At 73.8% G+C, this 20,985-nt stretch carries 15 protein-coding genes; 6 read left to right on the plus strand and 9 right to left on the minus strand.

Going from position 1 to position 20,985, the window contains the following annotated elements; genetic code table 11:
• Positions 1-101: 101 nt before the first annotated feature.
• From MPTA5024_RS11830 to MPTA5024_RS11855, 6 genes are all read right to left on the minus strand, one after another.
• Entirely contained in the window at positions 102-2,618 is a 2,517-nt protein-coding gene (locus MPTA5024_RS11830; RefSeq protein WP_036322408.1) for a DNA translocase FtsK, read from the minus strand.
• A gap of 109 nt (positions 2,619-2,727) precedes the next feature.
• On the minus strand, positions 2,728-3,501 hold the full coding sequence (locus MPTA5024_RS11835; protein ID WP_036322409.1) for an IclR family transcriptional regulator: 774 nt from the start codon (positions 3,499-3,501) through the stop codon (positions 2,728-2,730).
• Between the two features lie 31 nt (positions 3,502-3,532).
• On the minus strand, positions 3,533-4,696 hold the full coding sequence (locus MPTA5024_RS11840) for an enolase C-terminal domain-like protein (RefSeq protein ID WP_036322410.1): 1,164 nt from the start codon (positions 4,694-4,696) through the stop codon (positions 3,533-3,535).
• 84 nt (positions 4,697-4,780) lie between these two features.
• A complete protein-coding gene (locus tag MPTA5024_RS11845) occupies positions 4,781-6,067 on the minus strand; it encodes an ABC transporter substrate-binding protein (protein WP_036322411.1) in 1,287 nt (428 codons plus the stop codon).
• A gap of 25 nt (positions 6,068-6,092) precedes the next feature.
• Entirely contained in the window at positions 6,093-6,977 is an 885-nt protein-coding gene (locus MPTA5024_RS11850) for a carbohydrate ABC transporter permease (protein ID WP_036322413.1), read from the minus strand.
• Between the two features lie 2 nt (positions 6,978-6,979).
• Entirely contained in the window at positions 6,980-7,846 is an 867-nt protein-coding gene (locus MPTA5024_RS11855) for a carbohydrate ABC transporter permease (protein ID WP_232326403.1), read from the minus strand.
• A 445-nt stretch (positions 7,847-8,291) separates the two neighbouring features.
• Here MPTA5024_RS11855 and MPTA5024_RS11860 point away from each other — a divergent pair, with 445 nt between their 5' ends.
• Entirely contained in the window at positions 8,292-9,662 is a 1,371-nt protein-coding gene (locus MPTA5024_RS11860) for a pectate lyase family protein (RefSeq protein ID WP_036322417.1), read from the plus strand.
• A 53-nt stretch (positions 9,663-9,715) separates the two neighbouring features.
• Here the strand turns inward: MPTA5024_RS11860 and MPTA5024_RS11865 are convergent, their stop codons facing one another.
• Both MPTA5024_RS11865 and MPTA5024_RS11870 read right to left on the minus strand, forming a co-directional pair.
• Entirely contained in the window at positions 9,716-11,149 is a 1,434-nt protein-coding gene (locus MPTA5024_RS11865; RefSeq protein ID WP_036322418.1) for an aldehyde dehydrogenase (NADP(+)), read from the minus strand.
• Between the two features lies 1 nt (position 11,150).
• The gene (locus MPTA5024_RS11870) at positions 11,151-11,951 is read right to left on the minus strand and encodes an NAD-dependent epimerase/dehydratase family protein (protein ID WP_036322420.1); all 801 of its coding nucleotides are present in this window, start codon (positions 11,949-11,951) and stop codon (positions 11,151-11,153) included.
• Positions 11,952-12,260: 309 nt separating this feature from the next.
• Between MPTA5024_RS11870 and MPTA5024_RS11875 the strand changes: the two genes are divergently transcribed.
• From MPTA5024_RS11875 to MPTA5024_RS11895, 5 genes are all read left to right on the plus strand, one after another.
• Complete coding sequence (locus tag MPTA5024_RS11875; protein ID WP_036322422.1) at positions 12,261-13,166, plus strand: 5-dehydro-4-deoxyglucarate dehydratase; 906 nt, start codon at positions 12,261-12,263, stop codon at positions 13,164-13,166.
• Positions 13,160-14,419 carry a glucarate dehydratase family protein gene (locus MPTA5024_RS11880; protein ID WP_036322424.1) on the plus strand — a complete coding sequence of 420 codons (1,260 nt, stop codon included), beginning with the start codon at positions 13,160-13,162 and terminating at the stop codon, positions 14,417-14,419. Before MPTA5024_RS11875 ends, MPTA5024_RS11880 begins: the two co-directional genes overlap by 7 nt.
• Positions 14,416-15,537 carry a hypothetical protein gene (locus MPTA5024_RS11885; protein WP_036322425.1) on the plus strand — a complete coding sequence of 374 codons (1,122 nt, stop codon included), beginning with the start codon at positions 14,416-14,418 and terminating at the stop codon, positions 15,535-15,537. Before MPTA5024_RS11880 ends, MPTA5024_RS11885 begins: the two co-directional genes overlap by 4 nt.
• 15 nt (positions 15,538-15,552) lie before the next feature.
• Positions 15,553-18,762: an ATP-binding protein gene (locus tag MPTA5024_RS11890; RefSeq protein WP_051457960.1), complete on the plus strand. Its 3,210-nt coding sequence runs from the start codon at positions 15,553-15,555 to the stop codon at positions 18,760-18,762.
• Between the two features lie 68 nt (positions 18,763-18,830).
• Entirely contained in the window at positions 18,831-20,372 is a 1,542-nt protein-coding gene (locus tag MPTA5024_RS11895; protein WP_036322427.1) for an MFS transporter, read from the plus strand.
• A 97-nt stretch (positions 20,373-20,469) separates the two neighbouring features.
• Here the strand turns inward: MPTA5024_RS11895 and MPTA5024_RS11900 are convergent, their stop codons facing one another.
• Positions 20,470-20,958 carry a DUF402 domain-containing protein gene (locus MPTA5024_RS11900; protein ID WP_036324008.1) on the minus strand — a complete coding sequence of 163 codons (489 nt, stop codon included), beginning with the start codon at positions 20,956-20,958 and terminating at the stop codon, positions 20,470-20,472.
• Between the last annotated feature and the right edge of the window lie 27 nt (positions 20,959-20,985).

The raw sequence follows: 20,985 nt of genomic DNA on the forward strand, positions 1-20,985 counted from the left end.
ACCAGCCCGGACCGCGCCGGCACCCGCCCGGACCGCGCCGGCACGCGCCCGGACCGCGGCGGCACCGCCTTGACGGTGGGCCGCGCCGGTCGCGGGCGGCGCTACTCGCCGCCGCGCAGGTCGGCGAGGAGGCCGGGCAGCTCGTCGGGCTTCACCATCACCTCCCGGGCCTTGGAGCCCTCGCTCGGGCCGACCACGTTGCGGCTCTCGAGCAGGTCCATCAGCCGCCCGGCCTTCGCGAAGCCCACCCGGAGCTTGCGCTGGAGCATCGAGGTCGAGCCGAACTGGGTCGACACGATCAGCTCGGCCGCCTGCACCAGCAGGTCGAGGTCGTCGCCGATCTCCTCGTCGATCTCCCGCTTCGCCGCGGCCGGCGCGGCCACGTCGTCGCGGTACTCGGCCTGCATCTGCGCCTTGCAGTGGGCGACGACGTCGGCGATCTCCTTCTCGGAGATGAACGCGTTCTGCAGGCGCATCGGCTTGCTGGCGCCCATCGGCAGGAACAGCGAGTCGCCCTGCCCGACCAGCTTCTCGGCGCCCGGCTGGTCGAGGATGACCCGCGAGTCGGCGAGCGAGGACGTCGCGAACGCCAGCCGTGACGGCACGTTGGCCTTGATGAGGCCGGTGACCACGTCGACCGACGGCCGCTGGGTGGCGATGACGAGGTGGATGCCGGCGGCGCGGGCGAGCTGGGTGATCCGGACGATCGAGTCCTCGACGTCCCGGGGCGCGACCATCATCAGGTCGGCCAGCTCGTCGACGATCACCAGCAGGTACGGGTACGGCTGGTAGACCCGCTCACTCCCGGGCGGGGGCACGAGCTTGCCCGCCCGCACGGCCTTGTTGAAGTCGTCGACGTGCCGGAAGCCGCTGGCCGCCAGGTCGTCGTACCGGCGGTCCATCTCCCCCACGACCCATTCGAGGGCCTCGGCGGCCTTCTTCGGGTTGGTGATGATCGGGGTGATCAGGTGGGGGATGCCCTCGTACGTGGTGAGCTCGACCCGCTTGGGGTCGACCAGCACCATGCGCACCTCGTCAGGCGTGGCCCGCATGAGGATCGAGGAGATCAGGCCGTTGATGCAGGTCGACTTGCCCGCGCCGGTGGCGCCGGCGATCAGGATGTGCGGCATCTTGGCCAGGTTGGCCACGATCGTGCGTCCCTCGACGTCCTTGCCGAGGCCCACGATCATCGGGTGGTGGTCGGCCTGGGCCACCTGGGACCGCAGCACGTCGCCCAGCGACACCAGGTCCTTGTCCGTGTTGGGGATCTCGACGCCGATCGCCGACTTGCCGGGGATCGGCGACAGGATCCGCACGTCGGCCGACTTCACGGCGTACGCGATGTTCTTGGTGAGCGCGGTGACCTTCTCGACCTTGACGGCCGGGCCCAGCTCGATCTCGTACCGCGTCACGGTCGGGCCCCGGGTGAAGCCGATCACCTGCGCGTCGATGCCGAACTGCTCCAGCACGCTGGTCAGCGCGTTCACCACGACCGTGTTGGCCTTGGTCTGGGGCTTGGGCTGGCTGCCGGCGCGCAGCAGCGTCAGGTCGGGCACCGTGTAGGGGCCCTCCTGGGCGGACAGCACGAGCTGCTCCACCTTGCGCGGCGCGGGGGTCGGCAGCGGCGGCTGCGGCGGGGTCTTCTGCGCCTCCGGCGCGGGCGGCTCGGCCTCGTCGTCGTCCACCAGTCCGGGCACGATTTCCGGCGAGTGGTCCTTCTCCGACAGCACCGGGGTGTCGTACGGCTTGACGTTGTCGCCGACCTCGCGCCCGCCGTCCGCCTGCTTCTTCTGCCGCTTCCGCGGCGCGGCGGGCCTGCCCGGCGACTCCTCCTCCGGCCGCTGGAAGAGCATGTGCTGGATCTCGGCCAGCCGCTCCGGGATGCGGTGCACCGGGGTGGCGGTGATCACGAGCAGGCCGAACCCGGACAGCAGCAGGAGCAGCGGGATCGTGATGAACGACGGCAGGATGCTCGACGGCGGCGCCGACACGATGAAGCCGATCATGCCGCCGGCCGCCGAGACCTTGTCCATGCCGTCGTTCGGCCCGCCCGAGGGGTACGGCGTGCCGTGGGCCACGTGGACGACCCCGAGGAGGCCGGCCAGCAGCGCGGTCCACCCGATGCTCATGCGGCCGGTCTCGGCGTTCTGCTCGGGGTGGCGCAGCAGCCGCCAGGCGAGCAGCGCGAGCAGCACGGGGACGGCCCACGTGAGCGACCCCAGCGAGCCGCGCACGACGGCGTCGACGATCTGGGCGAGGCCGGTCTTCGTCTCCCGCCAGGTGATGGCCGCCACGACGACGGCCCCCGCCAGCACGGCCAGCCCGGCCCCGTCGCGGCGGTGGGCCGGGTCGAGGTCCCGCGCCCCCTGCCCGAGCGCGCGGGCGGCCCCGCCGATGCCGTGGGCGAGCAGCAGCCAGAGCCCGATGACGAGCTTGCCGATCATGAGGAAGACCCAGCTGATCGGGTCCTGCCCGGTGGCGACGGGCCGCCGGGCGGCCGATCGCGGCGCGGACCTGCCGCGGGAGCCCGCGGCGGGTCGCTTCGCGGAAGCCGTACGGGACCCGGCGCGCGGCGTGGGGCGCTTGCCGGACCCCTGTCCGGACGTACGGGTGGCCATGATGCCGAAGTTACCCCGGAGGAACCGAGATGTCCGGGAGAAACGCCGTACGCCGAGGACGCGGCCGGTGGGAGACGGCCCCCCGGCTGCACGGTCCGCCCGGGGGACGTCAGTAGGCGCGGCGCTGCCGCAGGGCCGACCGTTCGATGCGCTCGCGGGCCTCCAGCAGGCAGGCCGCGATGTCCTTCTCCCGCTCGGCCGTGAGGCGCGGGATCGGCACCGAGCAGCTGATCGCGTCGCGCGGCGGGTCGGTGATGTGCAGGGCCACCCCGAAGCAGCGCAGGCCCTCGGTGTTCTCCTCGCGGTCGACGGCGTAGCCGCGCTTGCGCACCCGGCGCAGGTCGGCGAGGAGCTGGTCGGGGTCGACGATCGTGTGCCGGGTCAGGGACGGCAGGTCGGCGGGGAGCATGCCGCGCACCTCCGCCTCGTCGCGGGAGGCGAGGATGGCCTTGCCGAGCGAGGTGGTGCTGGCGGGCAGGCGGCGGCCGACGCGGGAGAACGGCCGCAGGTAGTGGCGGGAGGCCCTGGTGGCCAGGTAGACCACGTCGAAGTGGTCGAGCCTGGCCAGGTGGACGGTCTCACCCGTGGCCTCGGCCAGCCAGTCGAGGGCGTCGCGCGCGAGCTGGACCACGGGGTCGCCGTCGATGTAGGTGGCGCCGACGAGCAGGGCCCGCATGCCGATGCGGTAGAGCGTTCCCGTCACGTCGGTCTCGATCCAGCCGAGGTCGACCAGCGTGCGCAGCAGCGCGTGCAGGCTGCTCTTCGGGTAGCCGAGCTTGCCCTGCAGGTCGGTGAGGCTGTGCAGGCCCGGATACTGCGCGAAGAAGTCGAGCAGTTCGACCGTACGGAGCGCCGACTTCACGTGCGGCACGGGTTCCGCCATGTGGTACCTCCCTGACCCCCATGTCCGCCTCCTATTGTGGGCCGGTTTCCCAGCCGGCGACGCTCCGGGCGGCGATGTAGTCGAGATCGAGATCATCCCCCAGCCCCGGGGCCGCCGGCATCCGCACCCGGCCGCCGGCCAGCGGGTCGACGATCGACCGCAGGTGCGGCGGCGGGCTGTCGTAGTCGGAGTGGGGGTGCAGCAGGCCCCGCTCGTACCACCGGCCGCACAGGGTGGCGCCGATGACGGCGAGCGCGCCGGACCCGTTGCCGTGGATCTCGCAGTCCATGCCGAACGACTCGGCCAGGTGGACCGCCTTGAGCGCCGGGATGATCCCGCCCGAGCCGACGACGCCCACCCGCAGGATGTCGCAGGCGCCCGCGGCCACCCACTCGGCGCGGGCCATGTGCTTGCCCCAGGAGGTCTCCGGGCCGAGGATCGGGGTCTTCAGGCGACCGGCCAGCCACCGGTACGACTGGACCGAGGCCTCCTCCATCGGCTCCTCGTACCAGGCGAAGCCGAGCTCGTCGAGAGCCCGGCCGAGCCGCAGCGCCTCGGACCTGGAGTACCAGTGGTTGCTGTCGAGCATGAGCGCCACGTCGGGGCCCACCGCGTCGCGGACCGCCGCGCACGCCGCGATGTCCCTGTCCACGCCGTACGGCATGGGCGGCATCCAGGTGTGCAGCTTGATCCCCCGGTAGCCGCGGGCGACGAGGTCCTTGGCGAAGGCGGCGTAGTCGCCGGGCGTCGCCAGCCCGCCAGGGATGTCGTCGCCGCACATCGTGCTCGCGTACGCCGGGATCTCCGCGCGGGCGCCGCCGAGCAGCTTCCACACCGGCAGGCCCAGCGTGCGCCCGGCGAGGTCCCACAGCGCCTGGTCGGCGGCGCTGAGCGCCCGGTCGGACAGGTTGCCCTGGGCGCCGCGCTGCCGCCGGGCGACGCGGTGCCACAGCCGCTCGCGGTCGAGGGAGTCCTGGCCGGCCAGGGCCGGCCCGATGTGCCCGGCGACCACGGCCTCCCGGACCGTGTCCGGCTGCGTCAGGCAGTAACCGGTGGCGCCGTCGCTGTCGGTGATCGACAGCAGCGCCTCGGGCACCTCGCGCGGCGGGCCCGGGTGCCGGTGCCCGTGCCCGTCGACGACGGACCTGGTCACCGTGGTGAAGACCGTGACGGCGACGCGTTCGACGACGGCCACGCGGTCACCCCCTTCTCGTGAGAGTTCTCGGACACGGGTGGAGGGCCGGTGCGTGGTCAGGAACGCACCGGCCCGGTCGGTGGGTCACCCGCCGTGCGCCTTCTTCCACTCCGCCTGCGCGTCGGTCAGCTTCCGCGCCAGCGTGTCGAGGAACGCCTGGGGCTTCATCTGGCCGAGCAGCACCTTCTGGAAGAGCGGCTCGGTGTCGGCCTTGGTGATGGAGGAGAACTGCGGCAGGTAGTAGGGCGGCGAGACGACGGCGGTGCCGGGGTCGGCGAGCGTGTCCACGGCCGTCTTCAGGTGCGGCAGCGAGGCCACCCACGTGTCCTGCTGCGCGTCGGTGTTCGCCGGGATCTGGCCGGTCTTGGAGTTCCAGTAGCTGTTGGCCTCCTTCGAGACCAGGAAATCCACGAACTTCCAGGCCGCGTCCTTGTGCTCGCTGTTCCTGAAGACCGCGAAGCCGTCGACCGGGTTGGCCACGACCGTGCGCTTGCCGGACGGGCCGACCGGCAGGGCGAACGCGCCGATCTTGTCCGCGCCGTGCGCCTTCACGTGGTCGTTGTACGACCCGAGGTTGTGGTGCATCATCGCGATCTTGCCGGTGCCGAACTGGGCGACCATCTTGGGGAAGTCGTTGGTCACGTCGGCCTCGGGGGTGTCCTTCTTGTACAGCCCCGCCATCCTGGCCAGGAACTCCACGTTCTTCGGGTCGTTCACCGTGCTCGTGCCGGAGGCGTCGAAGAACTGGGTGACACCGGAGTAGGAGTACATCTCGGCGAGGATCTGGAAGATCGAGCCGGCCCCGCCGCGGATCGTGTAGCCGTACCGGTCGGGGGCCTTGGTGAGCCGGTCGGCGTCGGCGAAGAACTGGTCCCAGGTCTGCGGCGGCGTCGGCAGCAGGTCCTTCAGGTACCAGACCACGTCCATGTTCGAGGTGTTGGGGACGAGATACAGCTTGCCGTCCGCCGCGGTCCTGCGCACCGAGTCGAGCATGGGAGCGGCGATCCTGCCGTTCACCGCGCTCTTGGCGAGCCACCCGTCGGCCGGTTCGAGGGCCTGCTGCCCGACGAGGTTGGCCAGGTAGGAGGTGGTCACGCCGCCGACGTCGGGGGTGTCCCCGCCGGCGATCGCGGTGTCGTACTTCTGCTGGACCGAGGCGATGGGCACGCCGACGTACTCGACGTGGATCGACGGGTTGGCCTTCTCGAACCGCTTGATCAGCTCCTGGTAGACGGGGGTGCGCGTGCCCCCGTTGTTGTCCCAGAACGTGATCGTCGTCTTCCCCGAGCCGTCCGGGCCGGAGCCGGACCCGCAGCCCGTGGCGGCGACGGCGAGGACGGCGAGGGCCGCCCCGGCCACCTTCATCTTCATGGTTCCTCCGCGATCTCTGGGGGTGCTATCCCTTGACCGCGCCGGCGCTGATGCCGTGCACGAGATAGCGCTGGACCACTGCGAACACGCAGACCACGGGCAGGGCGGCGACGACGCCCCCGGCCGCGAGCGCCCCGAAGTCGGCGCTGTACTCCCCGATCGTGTAGCTGAGCCCGACGGGGATCGTGAAGCCGTCCTGCCTGCTGACGAACATCAGCGCGAACAGGAAGTTGTTCCACGTGTGGATGAACGCGAACGAGCCGACCGCGATCAGGCCGGGGCGCAGCTGGGGCAGCACGACCGCGAGGAACGCCCGGAGCCGGGTGCACCCGTCGACCATCGCCGCCTCCTCGACCGAGAAGGGGACGGCCGAGACGAAGCCGCTCATCAAGATGATCGACAGCGGCAGGTTGAACACGGTGTCGGCGAGGATCAGGCTGCCCAGGCTGTTGATCAGGTGCAGCGCCTTGAAGATCGTGAACAGCGGGATGAGCATCATCGCGCCGGGGACGAACTGGGTGCACAGCAGGACGACTATGAACAGGGTCCGGCCGCGGAACCGGTACCGGGACAGCGCGTACCCGCCCATCGCCGCGATGACGGTGGTGACCAGTAGCGACCAGACGCCGACGATCACGCTGTTGCGGAAGAACACGGCGTAGCCGATGTCGTTCCACACGGTCGCGAAGTGCTCGAACGTGACCGGCCACGGCACGGGGGCGGTCGAGCCCGACGGCCGCAGGGCGAAGACGAGCATCCAGTAGAACGGCACGAGGGTGAAGACCAGGTAGAGGCCCAGGGGAACGTACAGGCGCAGCAGCCGGCCCCGGTCGCTCCCCCGCCCGCGGGCCCGGGCCGGCAGCGTCCGGGAGCCCCGCGAGCGCGGCCGGGTCATGACGTCGGCGCTCATGGTCACCGTTCACCCCCGAACCGGCTGAGCCGGAGGTAGAGGATCGAGCAGAACAGCAGGATCACGAAGCCCGCCATCGTCAGCGCCGAGCCGTACCCGAAGTCCTTGGAGTCCACGGCCCGCTGTGCGACGTAGAGCGGCAGCGTCGTGGTGACCTGCGCCGGACCGCCTCCGGTCAGCGTGTAGAGCAGGTCGACGTTGTTGAACTCCCAGACCGACCGCAGCAGCGTGGCCAGCACGATCGCGTCGCGCAGGTGCGGGAGCGTGACGTGGCGGAAGCGCCGCAGCCGGCCCGCGCCGTCGACCGACGCCGCCTCGTACAGCTCGCCAGGGATGCCCTGCAGGCCGGCGAGCAGGAGGATCGCGAAGAACGGCACACCGCGCCACAGCTCCGCGACGACGACGGCCGGGAACACCGTCTCCGGGTTGCCGAGGACGGCGGCCTCCGGCCGTCCCAGGAACCGCAGGACGCCGGTGCCGGGGGTGTAGAGCAGGATCCAGATGCCGGTCGTCAGCACCCCCGAGACCGCCCACGGGGAGAAGACGAGCGACCGCGCGAGCCCCCTGCCGATGAAACTTTCATGGACGATGAGCGCCAGTGCGAGGCCGAGGACGAGTTGCAGGGCGATCTCCACGATCACCCATTCGGCCGTGAAGCCCAGGCTGTGCCAGAACAGCTCGTCCTCGAAGATCATCTGCCGGAAGTTGTCGAGCCCGGCGAAGCCGTCCGCCCAGGGGCGCGTGAGATTGCGGTGCTGAAGGCTGTAGTACGCCACGCTGCCGATGGGGTAGACGAGGAACGCGGCGATGAGCGCCACCGTCGGGGAGATCAGCAGGTAGGGCACCGCCCTGTGGCGCGTCGTCGCCACCGGCACACCTCCTCGTGTCACATTTCTGAACCAAGTTCACAAGCGTGGACGGCTCCACCGTGATCCCCGGCCCGCGAGGTGTCAATAAGCCGTGGCCGTTTCGAAACATTTCAGCGGACGCCTTCCTGTTTTCGGCGCACGTCTTGACCGGGCTCGCCCCCGGCCGTACGGTCCGGGTGTTCACGAATATGAATGCTGTTCGTCCATGTGTCTCGACTCGAAGATGGAGGACTCCGGTGGCGGTGCGCCTGCGTGGTCTGGACGCGGGCCCCGTCCGCCGGCCTGTCGCCGATCCCCGCCCCCGAGCACCTCACGGCGGCTCGCGGAGCCGATCGACGCCGGCCTCGCCCTCCTCGACGACCTGGAGCGATCGCCCGACCCCGCCTGACGCCGCGGCCCCGAGGCGACGTGGGCGGGCCTGGTGATCGCGTGAACGGAGACAGTCATGCGCACGACAGCCCTCGCCGTCTCGGCCGCCCTGGCGCTGGCGGCCGCCCTCCCCCCGGCCGCCCTCCCCCCGGCCGCCCTCTCCACGGCCGCCTTCTCCACGGCCGCCTTCTCCACGGCCGCCTTCTCCACGGCCGCCTTCTCCACGGCCGCGCACGCGTCCGCCGGCGGGCACGCCGACCTCGGGCGGCGGACGCTGCCCGCGAACGACGGGTGGGCCTCGGCCGGGACCGGCACGACGGGCGGGGCCGCGGCCCCGGCCGCCAACGTGCACGTGGTGAGCGACCGGGCCGGCCTCGTCGCCGCCCTCGCCTCCCCCGGCCCCCGGATCGTCTACGTCAAGGGCGTCATCGACGTCGACAGGACCTGCGCCGACTTCGCCACCGGCGGCTACACCCTCGACGGCTACCTCGCCGCCTACGACCCCGCCGTCTGGGGACGGGACACCGAGCCGTCCGGGCCGCTGGAGGACGCCCGGGCCGCCTCGGCCGCCGCCCAGACGGCGTACGTGAAGCTGAAGGTGCCCTCGGACACCACGATCGTCGGCCTTCCCGGCGCCACGATCCGGCACATCAACCTGCACGTGGACAAGGCCGACAACGTCATCATCCGTGACATCCACTTCCAGGACGCCGCCGACTGCTTCCCCCAGTGGGACCCCACGGACGGCGACGAGGGCAACTGGAACTCCCTCTACGACAACGTCTCGGTGACCGGGTCCACCCACGTGTGGATCGATCACAACACCTTCGACGACGGCGGCAACCCCGACTCCCGCCAGCCGCTCCTCTTCGGCCGGCCGTACCAGGTCCACGACGGGGAGACCGACATCACCAACGGGTCCGACCTGGTGACCGTGTCATGGAACGAGTTCGCCGACCACGACAAGACCATGCTGATCGGGTCGACGAACAACCCGGCGGCCGACTCCGGCAGGCTCAGGGTGACCGTGCACCACAACCACTTCGTGAACACGCTCCAGCGGCTCCCGCGGGTGCGGTTCGGGCAGGTGCACGTCTACGACAACTACTACGAGATCCCGGACGCCTCGGCGTTCGTCTACGCGCTCGGCGTCGGCGTCCAGTCGCAGATCGTCGCGCAGGACAACCTGTTCCGGCTGGGCCGCGGCGTCGACCCGGCCGACCTGCTCCACGACTGGGGCGGCACCGCCCTGACCGCCACCGGCAACCTCCTGCGGGTCGGCGGCGCGGTGCGCCCGATCGACCTGGTCGCCGCCTACAACGCCGCCCACGACCCCGACTTCGCGGCCGACGCCGGGTGGACGCCCACGCTGCACACGGGGATCGACCCCGCGGCGTCCGTCCGGCGCGAGGTCTCCCGCCACGCGGGCGCCGGCAAGGCCTCCTGACCCCTCCATGGCCGTACGGCGGGCCCGGCCGGCCCGCCGTACGGTCCCGGCTGTCAGAGCACGAGCCGGCCGTCGACGCGGCGGGGGACGCCGAGGGGGTTGTCGTCGCGCAGCTCGGGCGGGAGCAGCTCGGCCGGCCAGTCCTGGTAGGCGACAGGGGTGAGCCAGCGCCTGATGGACGCGGCGCCCACCGAGGTGTGGGCGGGCGTGGTGGTGGCGGGCCATGGGCCGCCGTGGTGCATGGCCCAGCAGACGGCGACGCCGGTCGGCCATCCGTTCCAGATGAGGCGCCCGGCCAGGCGCCGCAGGGAGGGCACCAGGTCGCGGGCCTCCTCGGCGTCCGACGCGTGCACGGTCGCGGTCAGCGACCCGGGCAGCCGGTCGAGCACGGCGGGCAGGCCGGCCGCGTCGCGGTAGCGGACGACGACGGCGGCCGGGCCGAAGCACTCCTCCCCCAGCTCGGGCAGGCCGCCGGCGAACGCGTCGAGCCCGGTGGAGAACACCCGCGGCGTCACCGCGTCCTCCGCCTCGCCCGCCGTGCCGCTCGCCAGGACGGCCAGGCCGCCCTCGCCCGTGCGGTCGTCCAGCCGTCCGACGCCCCGCAGGTAGCCCTCACGGATCTTGGCCGTGAGCATCCGGCCGCCGGTGGTCGCGGCCACGGCCGCGCCGATGGCCCGCTCGAACCCGCCCTCCTCCGGCACGAACACCAGGCCGGGGTTGGTGCAGAACTGGCCGACGCCCAGCGTCAGCGAGGCGGCGAACCCGGAGGCGACCGCGGCCGGGTCGGCCGACGGCAGCACCACCACGGGGTTGACGCTGCCCAGCTCGCCGTAGAAGGGGATGGGCACCGGCCGTTCGTCGATCATCCGCTGGACGGCCCGGCCGCCCGCGATCGACCCGGTGAAGCCCACCGCGGTCACGAGCGGGTGCCGGACCAGCGCGCCGCCCGCCTCGAAGCCGTGCACCAGCCCGAGCAGGTCGGGGTCCGGCAGCGCCTGCCGTACGACGGCGGCGGTCAGGTCGGAGGTCTCCGGGTGGCCCTCGTGGGCCTTCACCACGACCGGGCACCCGGCCGCGAGCGCCGACACGGTGTCGCCGCCGGCGACGGAGAAGGCGAACGGGAAGTTGCTCGCCGAGAAGACGCCCACGACGCCCAGGGGCTGGTTCATTCGGCGCACATCCGGCCGCGGAGGCGTGGCCTGGGGGTCGGGGTGGTCGACGACGGCGTCGAGGTGGGCGCCGTCCCTGAGCACCTCGGCGAACAGCCGGAACTGCGCCGCGGTGCGGGCGATCTCGCCGCGCAGCCGCACCTCGCCGAGGTGGGTCTCGGCGTGCGCCGCCGGCCACAGCTCCTCGGCGTGCTTCAGCAGCGCGTCGCCCACGCCCTCGAGCACCCCCACCCGCTCCTCGGCGGGGGTGGCCCGCCACCGCGCCCCGGCGGCCGCGGCCCGCTCGACGGCCTCGTTCACGTCCGCGTGGCCGGTCATCTCAGCGCTCCCGGGTGAGGTTGTCGACGTCGAGCTCGGGACCGCAGAACTTGCCGCCGAGCAGCGTGTGGGGCGGCGCGGACAGGTCGGGCTCGCCGTGCCGGGCGATCAGGTCCTGCGCGAAGACCTCGGCGTCGTCCCGGGGCTCGTAGCCGATGGCCCGGCCCTCCTCCAGCGACCACCACCGCCGGGTGTTGGCCGACACGCCCCAGACCACGTGGTAGCCGTCCGCCGCCACGGCGGCCTCGACGAGCCGGGCGCAGTCGTCGGGGGACAGCCAGGTGGCCAGCATCCGGGGGTCCCTCGGTCGCTCGAAGCACGACCCGATCCGCAGGCACGTCACGGCCATGCCGTACCGGTCGTGGTACAGCGAGCCGAGGGCCTCCTTGGTGACCTTGCTGACGCCGTAGAAGGTGTCCGGGCGGGGGAACAGGTAGTCGCCCGCCTCGTCCGTGCGGGGATGGAAGCCCACCGCGTGGTTGCTGCTCGCCAGCACCACATGCGGCACCCCGGCCCTACGGGCCGACTCCAGGACGACATACGTGCCGTTGATGTTGACCTCGAGGATCTCGGCCCAGGGGCGCTCCACGCTGTGCCCGCCGAGGTGCACCACCGCGTCGACGCCGTCCATGGCCTTGGCCATCGCGCCCTCGTCGGTGATGTCGGCGGTTACCGCCTCCTCGCCGGGGCCCGGCTCGACGGGCGTGACGTCGAGCAGGCGCAGGACCCGCCCCTCCCGGGCGAGCCGCGGCCGCAGCAGGGTGCCCACGCCGCCCGCGGCGCCGGTCATGAGAATTCGCATGTGTCTCCCGTCAGACATCGGCCCGCGGGGGCCGTGTTCCGTCCGTCTTCCCGCTACCCGTCCGTGTTCACGTCCGCGTTCCGCCGGCGCCCCCGTCGCCCGCCGCCTCCGCCCGTCGCGCAGACCTTGACACCGTTCGGACCGATTCTTACAGTTGCGGCAGGCTGTTCACAATGCTGACTCTTGTTCACATACTTGAATCCTGACAGGACGCCGCCCACCGCCCCCGACTCCGTGTTCTCCCTGCCGCCCTCGTGACCGGCCCGGGCCGCCGGTGCGGCGAAGGGCTAAACAAGATTGAGTGGATACATGCGTCTCGAAGGTGTTCTGTTCTTTCCGGTGACCCCGTTCAGGGCGGACGGCACGCTCGACGAGGACGCCCTGCGCGTCCACGTCGAGCGCGGCGTGAGCGCGGGGGCCGGCGGGGTGTTCGCGGCCTGCGGCACGGGTGAGTTCAACGCGCTCGGGCTCGACGAGTACGAGCAGGTGGTGCGGATCTCGGTCGAGGCGACCGCCGGCCGGGTTCCCGTCTTCTCCGGAGCGGGCGGCGCGCTGCCGTTCGCCCGGGCGTGCGCCGAGACCGCCGAGCGGGCGGGCGCGGACGGCCTGCTGCTGCTCCCGCCGTACCTGGTGACCGCGCCGCCGACCGGCCTGGTGCGCTACTTCACCGAGGTGGCCGGCGCGACCGGGCTCTCCTCGATCGTCTACCAGCGCGGCAACGCCCGGTTCACCCCCGAGGCCGCCGCCGCCCTGGCCGCGCTGCCGAACGTCATCGGGTTCAAGGACGGGCTCGGCGACCTCGACCTCCTCCAGCGGATCATCCTCGCCGTACGGGAGTCGACCGACCGGGAGTTCACGTTCTTCAACGGGCTGCCCACGGCCGAGATGACCGTGCAGGCCTACCGGGGCATCGGCGTCCAGCTGTACTCCTCGGCCGTCTTCTGCTTCGTGCCCGAGGTGGCCCTCGCCTTCCACAAGGCCGTCACGGCGGGGGACGACGACCTGGCCCGGCGGCTGCTCGCCGGCTTCTACCGGCCGCTCGTGGAGCTGCGCGACCTCGTGCCCGGGTACGCCGTGGCCCTCATCAAGGCCGGCGTGACGCTGCGCGGCCTCGACGCCGGAGTGGTGCGGCCGCCCCTGCTGGACGCCGCGCCCGAGCACGTCGAGCGGCTGCGGCAGATCATGGACCGGGGGCTGGAGATCGTCGGATGCTGATTCGCGAGATCACCGTCACCCCGGTCGCGTTCCGGGACCCGCCGCTGCTCAACGCCGCCGGCGTCCACCAGCCCTGGGCCCTGCGCACCGTCGTCGAGGTCGTCACCGACGAGGGCCTGACCGGCCTCGGCGAGACCTACGGCGACCTCGACCACCTGGACGAGGTGAGAAGGGCCGCCACCGCCCTCTTGGGCCTCGACGTCTACCGCCACAACGACCTGTACGCCGCGGTGGCGAGGTCGGTCGGGGACGCGGTCGTGACCGACCGGCACGGGCTCATCGGCGCCGCCACCCGGGAGAAGACGGTCGACCGGGTGTTCTCGCCGTTCGAGGTGGCCTGCCTCGACATCAAGGGCAAGGCGGCCGGCCGCCCCGTCGTCGACCTCCTCGGCGGCAGGGTCAGGGACGCCGTCCCCTACAGCGCGTACCTCTTCTACAAGTGGGCCGGCCACCCCGGCGAGGCCGAGGACGAGTTCGGCGCGGCGCTCGACCCCGAGGGGCTGGTCGAGCAGGCCCGCCTGTTCGTCGACCGGTACGGCTTCCGCTCCATCAAGCTGAAGGGCGGGGTCCTGCCGCCGATGGAGGAGGCCGACGGCATCCGGGCGCTGCGGGACGCGTTCCCCGGCCACCCGCTGCGTCTCGACCCCAACGCGGTCTGGAGCGTGGAGACCTCGATCGAGGTGGGCCGCGCCCTCGACGGCGTCCTCGAGTACCTGGAGGACCCCACCGAGGGCATCGACGGCATGGCCCGGGTCGCGGCCGAGGCGCCGATGCCGCTGGCCACCAACATGTGCGTGGTCACCCCCGGGCACCTGCCCCCGGCCATCGAGCGCCGCGCCATCGGCGTGCTGCTGATCGACCACCACTACTGGGGCGGGCTGCTGCGCTCCTCGCACATCGCGACGCTCTGCGCCGCGTTCGGCATCGAGCTGTCGATGCACTCGAACTCGCACCTCGGGATCAGCCTGGCGGCGATGACCCACCTCGCCGCCGCCACGCCCGCCATCACGCACGCCTGCGACACCCACACGCCGTGGCAGGCCGGGCAGGACGTGGTCGCGCCCGGCGCGCTGCGGTTCGTGGACGGCGCGGTCCCGGTGCCGGACGGCCCGGGCCTCGGCGTCGAGCTCGACCGGGACGCCCTGGCCGTCATGAACGAGCAGTACGAGAAGTGCGGCATCCGGGCGCGCGACGACGCCACCTACATGCGGACCTTCGAGCCGTCGTTCTCCACCCGGAGGCCACGCTGGTGAACGTCGTCTACGCCTACCCCTGGGACATCGTCGGGGACCCGGGGGCCGCCGCCCGGCTGCGGGCGCTCGGCGTGGACGCCGTGGCACTGGCCGCGGCGTACCACACGACGCGGGCCGCGACCCCCGCGCACCCGGCCCACCGGCTCGTGGACGCCCGGCACTCCGCGTGCTACGTCCCGGTGCGGGAGGAGGCGTGGAAGGGCGCCCGGCTCGTGCCGGCCACGCCTTCCTGGATGGCGTCCGGCGATCCGTTCGGCGAGGCCAGGGACGCCCTGCGCGACGCCGGCCTGCCGGTCCACGCGTGGACCGTGCTCACCCACAACACCCTGCTCGGCTCGGCCGCCCCGGACCTCGTCGTCACGAACGCCTTCGGCGAGCCCTACCCGTACGCGCTGTGCCCGGCCCACGAGGAGGTGCGCGACTACTGCCGGACGCTGGTGCGGGAGATCGTCGAGCTGGGCGAGCCGGACGGGCTGATCCTGGAGGCCTGCGGGGCGCTCGGCTTCCGGCACGGCGGCCACCACGAGAAGACCGACGGCGCCGACTGGTCTCCCGCGCAGGTCGCGCTGCTGTCGCTGTGCTTCTGCGCGGCCTGCGCGCACCGGTACGAGTCAGCGAATCTCGACGCGGCGGACCTGCGGGCGCGGGTGCGGGCGGGCGTCGACGGCTCCCCCGCCTCCGTGGAGGACGCCCTCGGGGAGGTCGCGGACGCCGTGCGCGACCTGCGGACCGGCCTCGCCGGGGAGCTGCGCGACCTGCTGCTGGCCCAGGCCCGCTCGTCGCGGCCCGGCATGCCGGTCGCCCTGCACGCGAGCGCCGGCCCCTGGGCCACCGGCCCGTTCGCCACCGTCCCCGCCGGAGTGGACGCCGACCTGCTCGTCGGCAACTGCTGGAACGCCCCGGAGGTGGACGAGGCCGGCCTGCGGGCGCTCGCCGCGCTCGGCCCGCGCGTCGGGGCGTACGTCCTCGCCCTGCCGCCGCGCCCGGCGGACGGGGCGGCGCTGTCGTGGCTCGCCGACGCCTACCGGGCGGCGGGGGCGGCGGAGATCCACTGGTACCACGGCGGCCTCGCGTCGTCCGCCCGGCTGGACGCCATCCGCGCGGCCGTCCTCCGGTGAGGGACAATCAGGGGCATGCGTGTCGGCATCCTCGGCCCCACTGAGGCGCGTCCCGACGGCGTCCGCCCCGTCGCGGCCGGCGGCCCGGGGCTGCGGGCGCTGCTCGCCCTGCTGGCCCTCGGGGCCGGCCGGACGGTCCCCGTCGAGCGGCTGATCGACGGCCTGTACGGCGACGAGCCGCCCACCGGGGGCGTCAACGCGCTCCAGGCCCAGGTCTCGCGGCTGCGCCGGCACCTCGGCGACCTCGTGGTGCGGGAGCCCGCGGGCTACCGCCTGGCCGTGGAGCCCGACGACGTCGACGCGTCCAGGTTCGAGCGGCTCGCGGCCGAGGGACGGCGGGCGCTGGCGGCGGGCGACCAGGCCACGGCCGCCGCCCTCCTCCGGGACGCGCTCGGCCTGTGGCGCGGGCCCGCGCTCGCCGACGTGACGGACGCGCCGTTCGCCGCCGCGCAGGCGGCCCGGCTGGAGGATCTGCGGCTCGCGGCCGCCGAGGACCTCGCCGACGCGGGGCTCGCGCTCGGCCGCCACGCCGACCTTCTCGCGGAGCTGCGCGAGCGGGTCGCCGCCCACCCGTTGCGCGAGCGGTCCCGGGGTCAGCTCATGCGCGCGCTGTACGCCGCGGGGCACCAGGCGGAGGCGCTGGCCGCCTTCGAGGACGGACGCCGCAGGCTCGCCGAGGAGCTGGGCGCCGACCCCTCGCCCGAGCTGGCGGCCGTCCACCTCGCCGTGCTGCGCGGCGACCCGGCCCTGTCCCCCTCCCCCGCCCGCGTCTGCCTGCCGGCGCAGCTCACGCCCCTCGTGGGCCGTGACGCCGACCTCGACCGGATCGCGTCGCTGCTCGCCGACACGCGGCTCGTCACGCTGACCGGCCCGGGCGGCACGGGGAAGACGAGGCTGGCCGCCGAAGCCGCCGCCCGCCGCCCCGGCGACGTCTTCTTCGTGGAGCTGGCGGCGCTGGGCGACGGCGCCGACGTCCCGCACGCCGTCCTCGGCGCGCTCGGCCTGCGTGAGGGCGGCCTGCCCGCCGGGCCGGGACCGGGACGCCCGGCCGCCCCCGCCGACCCGGTCGCCAGGCTGGTCGCGGCCCTGTCCGCCCGGCCCGCCCTGCTGGTTCTCGACAACTGCGAACACGTCGTCGAGGACGCCGCGCGGCTGGCCGACCGGCTGCTCGGGGCCTGCCCGTCGCTGCGGGTGCTGGCGACCAGCCGCGAGGCGCTCGGCATCACCGGGGAGCGGCTGCACCCCGTGCCGCCCCTGGATCTCCCGCCCCCCGGCGCGCCCGTGGAGGCGGCGCTCGCCTCCCCCGCCGTACAACTGTTCGCCGAGCGGGCCCGCGCCGTACGGCCGGACTTCCGTCTGGACGCCGGGGACGGGGACGACGCCGCGGTCCGCGACGTGGTGAGCGTGTGCACGGCCCTCGACGGGCTGCCGCTCGCCATCGAGCTGGCCGCGGCCCGGATGCGCTCGCTGCCCGCCGGGGAGATCGCCTCCCGTCTCGGCTCGCTGGCCGGCCCGTTCTCGGTGCTGTCGCGGGGCAGCCGCACGGCCCAGCCGCGGCACCGCACGCTGCGCGCGGTCGTGGAGTGGAGCTGGGACCTGCTCGACGAGACCGAGCGCACGCTGGCGCGGCGGCTGACCGTCTTCGCGGGCGGGGCGACGCTGGAGGCCGCGGAGGCGGTGTGCGGGCTCCCGGACACCGACGGCGTGCTCGCCTCGCTGGTCGACAAGTCTCTCGTCGAGGCGGTGGACGGCCGCTACCGGATGCTGGAGACGATCCGGGCCTTCTGCGCAGGACGGCTGGCCGAGGCGGGCGAGGAGAAGCGGTTCCGGCAGGCCCACCGGGCGTACGTCCTCGACCTCGGGCGGGCCGCCGACTCCCGGCTGCGCGGGCCGGAGCAGGTCGAGTGGCTGCGGCGGCTGGGCGCCGAGCACGACAACCTGCACGCGGCGGTGCGCCGCGCGGCCGAGGACGGCGACGTCGAGGGCGGGCTGCGGCTGATGGCGGCCACGCTCGGCTACTGGATGCTACGCGGCCTGCGCTCGGAGGCCGCCGGGCTCGCCGAGGCCCTGCTCGTGGTCGCCGGGCCGCGGCCGCCCGCCGGGCTGGAGGAGGAGCACGGCCTGTGCGCCTGCGTGGCCGCCTGGGGATCCGGGGGGACGGCGGTGGGGGCGTGGCTGGCGGAGACGGTCGAGCGGCTGGACGCCGATCCGGGGATGCCGCGCCAGCCGTTCCTGCTGGTCCTGCGGGCCATGGTGGCGGGCCCGCCGGAGCGGGAGGCGCTGCGGGAACTGGAGCACAGGTACGCGCTGATGGCGGCCGATCCCTGGACCCGGGCGCTCAGCGCCTTCGGCCTCAGCTACCTCAAGCTGTTCGACGGCCGCCTGGTGGAGGCCGAGCACACGGTCAACGCGGCCGTGCGGGAGGCCCGGGAGGTCGGCGACCGCTGGCTGACCGCGATGATGCTGTCCGCCCTGGCCGACATCGCCGACTGGCGCGACGACCACGCCCGGGTCGTGGCCCTGACCGACGAGGCGCTCGACCTGGTCGAGGTGCTCGGGGCGACCAGCGACGTGGCCGAGACGCTGTGCCGCCGCGGCGCCGCCCGCACGCGGATGGGGGCGGTGGCGGAGGCCCGCGCCGACTACGAGCGCGCCGCCGCTCTCGCCCGGCGGATCGGCGCCTCCGAGATGCTCGCCGAGGCCCTGCTCGGGCTCGGTGAGCTGGCCCGGCTGCGCGGGGAGACGGCCGAGGCGCGGCGGCGGTACGAGAGCGCGCTCGCCGAGTGCACGGCCGAGTGGTTCGCCGCCGAGGAGACCCGGTCACGGGTCTACCTCGCGCTCGGCTGGGCCGCCCAGATGTCCGGCGCCGCCGCCGAGGCGCTGGCCTGGCACCGGCGCGCGCTCACCACGGGCCTCGGCGAGCGCAACCTCGCCATGGCCGCCCGGGTGGCCGAGGGGTTCGCCGGGGTCGCGCTGCTGGAGGGCGACCCCGGGCGGGCGGCGGGGCTGCTCGGCGTCGGCGCCGCGCTGCGCGGCTCCCCGCGCCCGGACGACCCCGACATCCGCCGTGTCGCCTCCCAGTGCCTGGAGCGGCTCGGCGAGGCCGCCTACGAGCGGGCGTACGGGCGCGCGCTGACCGCGACGCGCGCGCGGATGACGACCGCGGACGCCGGGCCGCCGGCGCTCGCCCTCATCGAGGGCCACCTGTCCGCCTTCGACGGCTGACCGGCCGGGCGGGCGTACGTCAGCGGACGGTGGGCGGGCCGTCAGCGGGGCCGCCGAGGCTGTGCCGCATGAACGACACCTCCCGCAAATGGGGCACCCTGGCCATCGCCTGCGTGTCCGTGCTCCTGCTGTCCGTCGACCTCACCGTGCTGCACCTCGCCCTCCCTAAGCTGGTCGAGGACCTCGGGCCGTCCGGCACCCAGTTCCTGTGGATCGCCGACATCTACGGCTTCACCCTGGCCGCGCTGCTGGTCACCATGGGCAACCTGGGCGACCGGATCGGCCGCAAGCGGCTGCTGCTGGCCGGGACCGCCGCGTTCGGCGCCGCCTCCGCGCTGACGGCCTACGCCCCCACCCCGGAGCTCCTCATCGCGGCCCGGGCGCTGCTCGGCGTCGCGGGCGCCACCATCATGCCCTCGACGCTGTCGCTCGTCCGCAACGTCTTCACCGACGCCAGGGAGCGGACCACCGCGGTCGGGATCTGGAGCAGCGTCTCGGCGGTGGGGTTCGCGCTCGGGCCGATCGTGGGCGGCGCGCTGCTCGACCGCTTCTGGTGGGGCTCGGTCTTCCTCGTCAACCTGCCCGTGGTGGCGGTCGTCCTGGTCGCCGGGATCGTCGTGCTGCCCGAGTCGCGCAACCCCCGTCCCGGCCGCCTCGACCTGGTCAGCGTGCCGTTGTCGGCCGCCGGCGTGCTCGGGCTCATCTACGCGCTGAAGGAGGGAGCCCAGGGCGGACTCGCCCAGACGCCGGTCGTCGTGTCCGGCCTCGTCGGGATCGCCGCCCTGCTGGTGTTCGTCCGGCGGCAGACGCGGCTGGCCGAGCCGCTCATCGACGTGCGGCTGTTCCGGCGGCGGGCCTTCTCCGCGTCGGTCGGCGCCGAACTGATCGCGGTGTTCGCCATGCTGGCCATGTCCGTGGTGTTCGCCCAGTACTTCCAGCTCGTGCTCGGCTGGACGCCGCTCGTCGCGGGCCTGGCCGGGATGCCGGGCGGCCTCGCCGGCGGCGCGGGCGGGGCGCTTGCCGGGACGCTCGTGCAGCGGTGGGGGCGCGCCCGCGTGGTCTCCCTGGGCCTGGCCCTCACGGCGGTCGGATTCGTCCTGTTCAGCCGCATCGGCCTGGACACCGCGTACCCGTACATGCTGGTGGCCATGATCGTGCAGGGCGTGGGCATGGGGTTCACGTTCGCCGTCACCAACGACACGCTCCTCGCGTCCGTGCCGAAGGAGCGGGCCGGCGCGGCGGGGGCGATCTCCGAGACGGCCCACGAGATGGGCGGCGCGCTCGGCATCGCGGTCCTCGGCACGGTCCTGAACGGCGCCTACCGCGACGGCCTGCGCCTTCCGCCGGGGACGCCGGCCCCGGTGCGGGACGCCGCCCGCGACACGCTGGCCGGGGCGCTCACGGCCGCCTCCAGGCTGACCGGCGACGCCGCGGGGGCCGTCGCCACGGCCGCCCGGGAGGCGTTCGTGCACGCCCTCCACGTCACCGTGCTCACCGGAGCGGCCGTCCTGGTCTGCCTCGCGGCCGGCACGCTGGTCGCGCTGCGCGGCGTGCCGGCGGTCATCCCCGAGCGCGAGGAGCCCGCCGACGCCCCGGCCGCCGTCCGATGACCGTCATGTGACGAGCGACGGCCGACATGTGGGGCGCGGCCGGACGGCCGTCACGTGACGAGCGACAGCCGACATGTGGGGCGCGGCCGGACGGCCGTCACGTGACGAGCGACAGCCAGCGCGTGTGGGCGCCGCCGAACGGACCGGCCCCGGCGCCCACCGCCTCCATCAGCCAGGCGGCCGACCGCTCCGCCTGGCTGACGATGTCCTCCGGGTACCCGTACGTGACCTGGTGATCGGCGAACTCGTCCTCGTCGTCCAGGTGGACCCGGCCGTCCAGGAAGCGCAGCACGTCGAGGTCCAGGTCGACCATGGTGACCTCGTCGTCTCTCCACTGCGGCACCGTGCTGACGTCGCAGTAGATCTCCGGGTCGTGCGGCCGCGCGTTGAAGGCCGCCGTCCACCACGCGTCCCGGGGGAAGAGCATGACCGACGCGAACTCGAAGACCGTGGGCGGCTCGTGCCCCCGCCGCGCGAGCATCCCGGCGGGGCAGCCGATCCAGACGCCGTGCTCGTCCTCGCCGAGCAGCCGGCCGGGGTGGTTCCAGTGCAGCGATCCGCCGTACTTGCGGTACACGACCCTCATCTCGGACACGGGCGGGACGCTATGTCA

This window comes from Microbispora sp. ATCC PTA-5024, assembly GCF_000511135.2.
GTDB lineage: Bacteria > Actinomycetota > Actinomycetes > Streptosporangiales > Streptosporangiaceae > Microbispora > Microbispora corallina.

Excerpts from the sequence above, each read along its gene's own strand:
- MPTA5024_RS11830 (WP_036322408.1), bottom strand. The coding sequence starts at position 2,618 with ATGGCCACCCGTACGTCCGGACAGGGGTCCGGCAAGCGCCCCACGCCG.
- MPTA5024_RS11835 (WP_036322409.1), bottom strand. The coding sequence starts at position 3,501 with ATGGCGGAACCCGTGCCGCACGTGAAGTCGGCGCTCCGTACGGTCGAA.
- MPTA5024_RS11845 (WP_036322411.1), bottom strand. The coding sequence starts at position 6,067 with ATGAAGATGAAGGTGGCCGGGGCGGCCCTCGCCGTCCTCGCCGTCGCC.
- MPTA5024_RS11850 (WP_036322413.1), bottom strand. The coding sequence starts at position 6,977 with ATGAGCGCCGACGTCATGACCCGGCCGCGCTCGCGGGGCTCCCGGACG.
- MPTA5024_RS11860 (WP_036322417.1), top strand. The coding sequence starts at position 8,292 with ATGCGCACGACAGCCCTCGCCGTCTCGGCCGCCCTGGCGCTGGCGGCC.
- MPTA5024_RS11865 (WP_036322418.1), bottom strand. The coding sequence starts at position 11,149 with ATGACCGGCCACGCGGACGTGAACGAGGCCGTCGAGCGGGCCGCGGCC.
- MPTA5024_RS11870 (WP_036322420.1), bottom strand. The coding sequence starts at position 11,951 with ATGCGAATTCTCATGACCGGCGCCGCGGGCGGCGTGGGCACCCTGCTG.
- MPTA5024_RS11875 (WP_036322422.1), top strand. The coding sequence starts at position 12,261 with ATGCGTCTCGAAGGTGTTCTGTTCTTTCCGGTGACCCCGTTCAGGGCG.
- MPTA5024_RS11880 (WP_036322424.1), top strand. The coding sequence starts at position 13,160 with ATGCTGATTCGCGAGATCACCGTCACCCCGGTCGCGTTCCGGGACCCG.
- MPTA5024_RS11890 (WP_051457960.1), top strand. The coding sequence starts at position 15,553 with ATGCGTGTCGGCATCCTCGGCCCCACTGAGGCGCGTCCCGACGGCGTC.
- MPTA5024_RS11895 (WP_036322427.1), top strand. The coding sequence starts at position 18,831 with ATGAACGACACCTCCCGCAAATGGGGCACCCTGGCCATCGCCTGCGTG.
- MPTA5024_RS11900 (WP_036324008.1), bottom strand. The coding sequence starts at position 20,958 with ATGAGGGTCGTGTACCGCAAGTACGGCGGATCGCTGCACTGGAACCAC.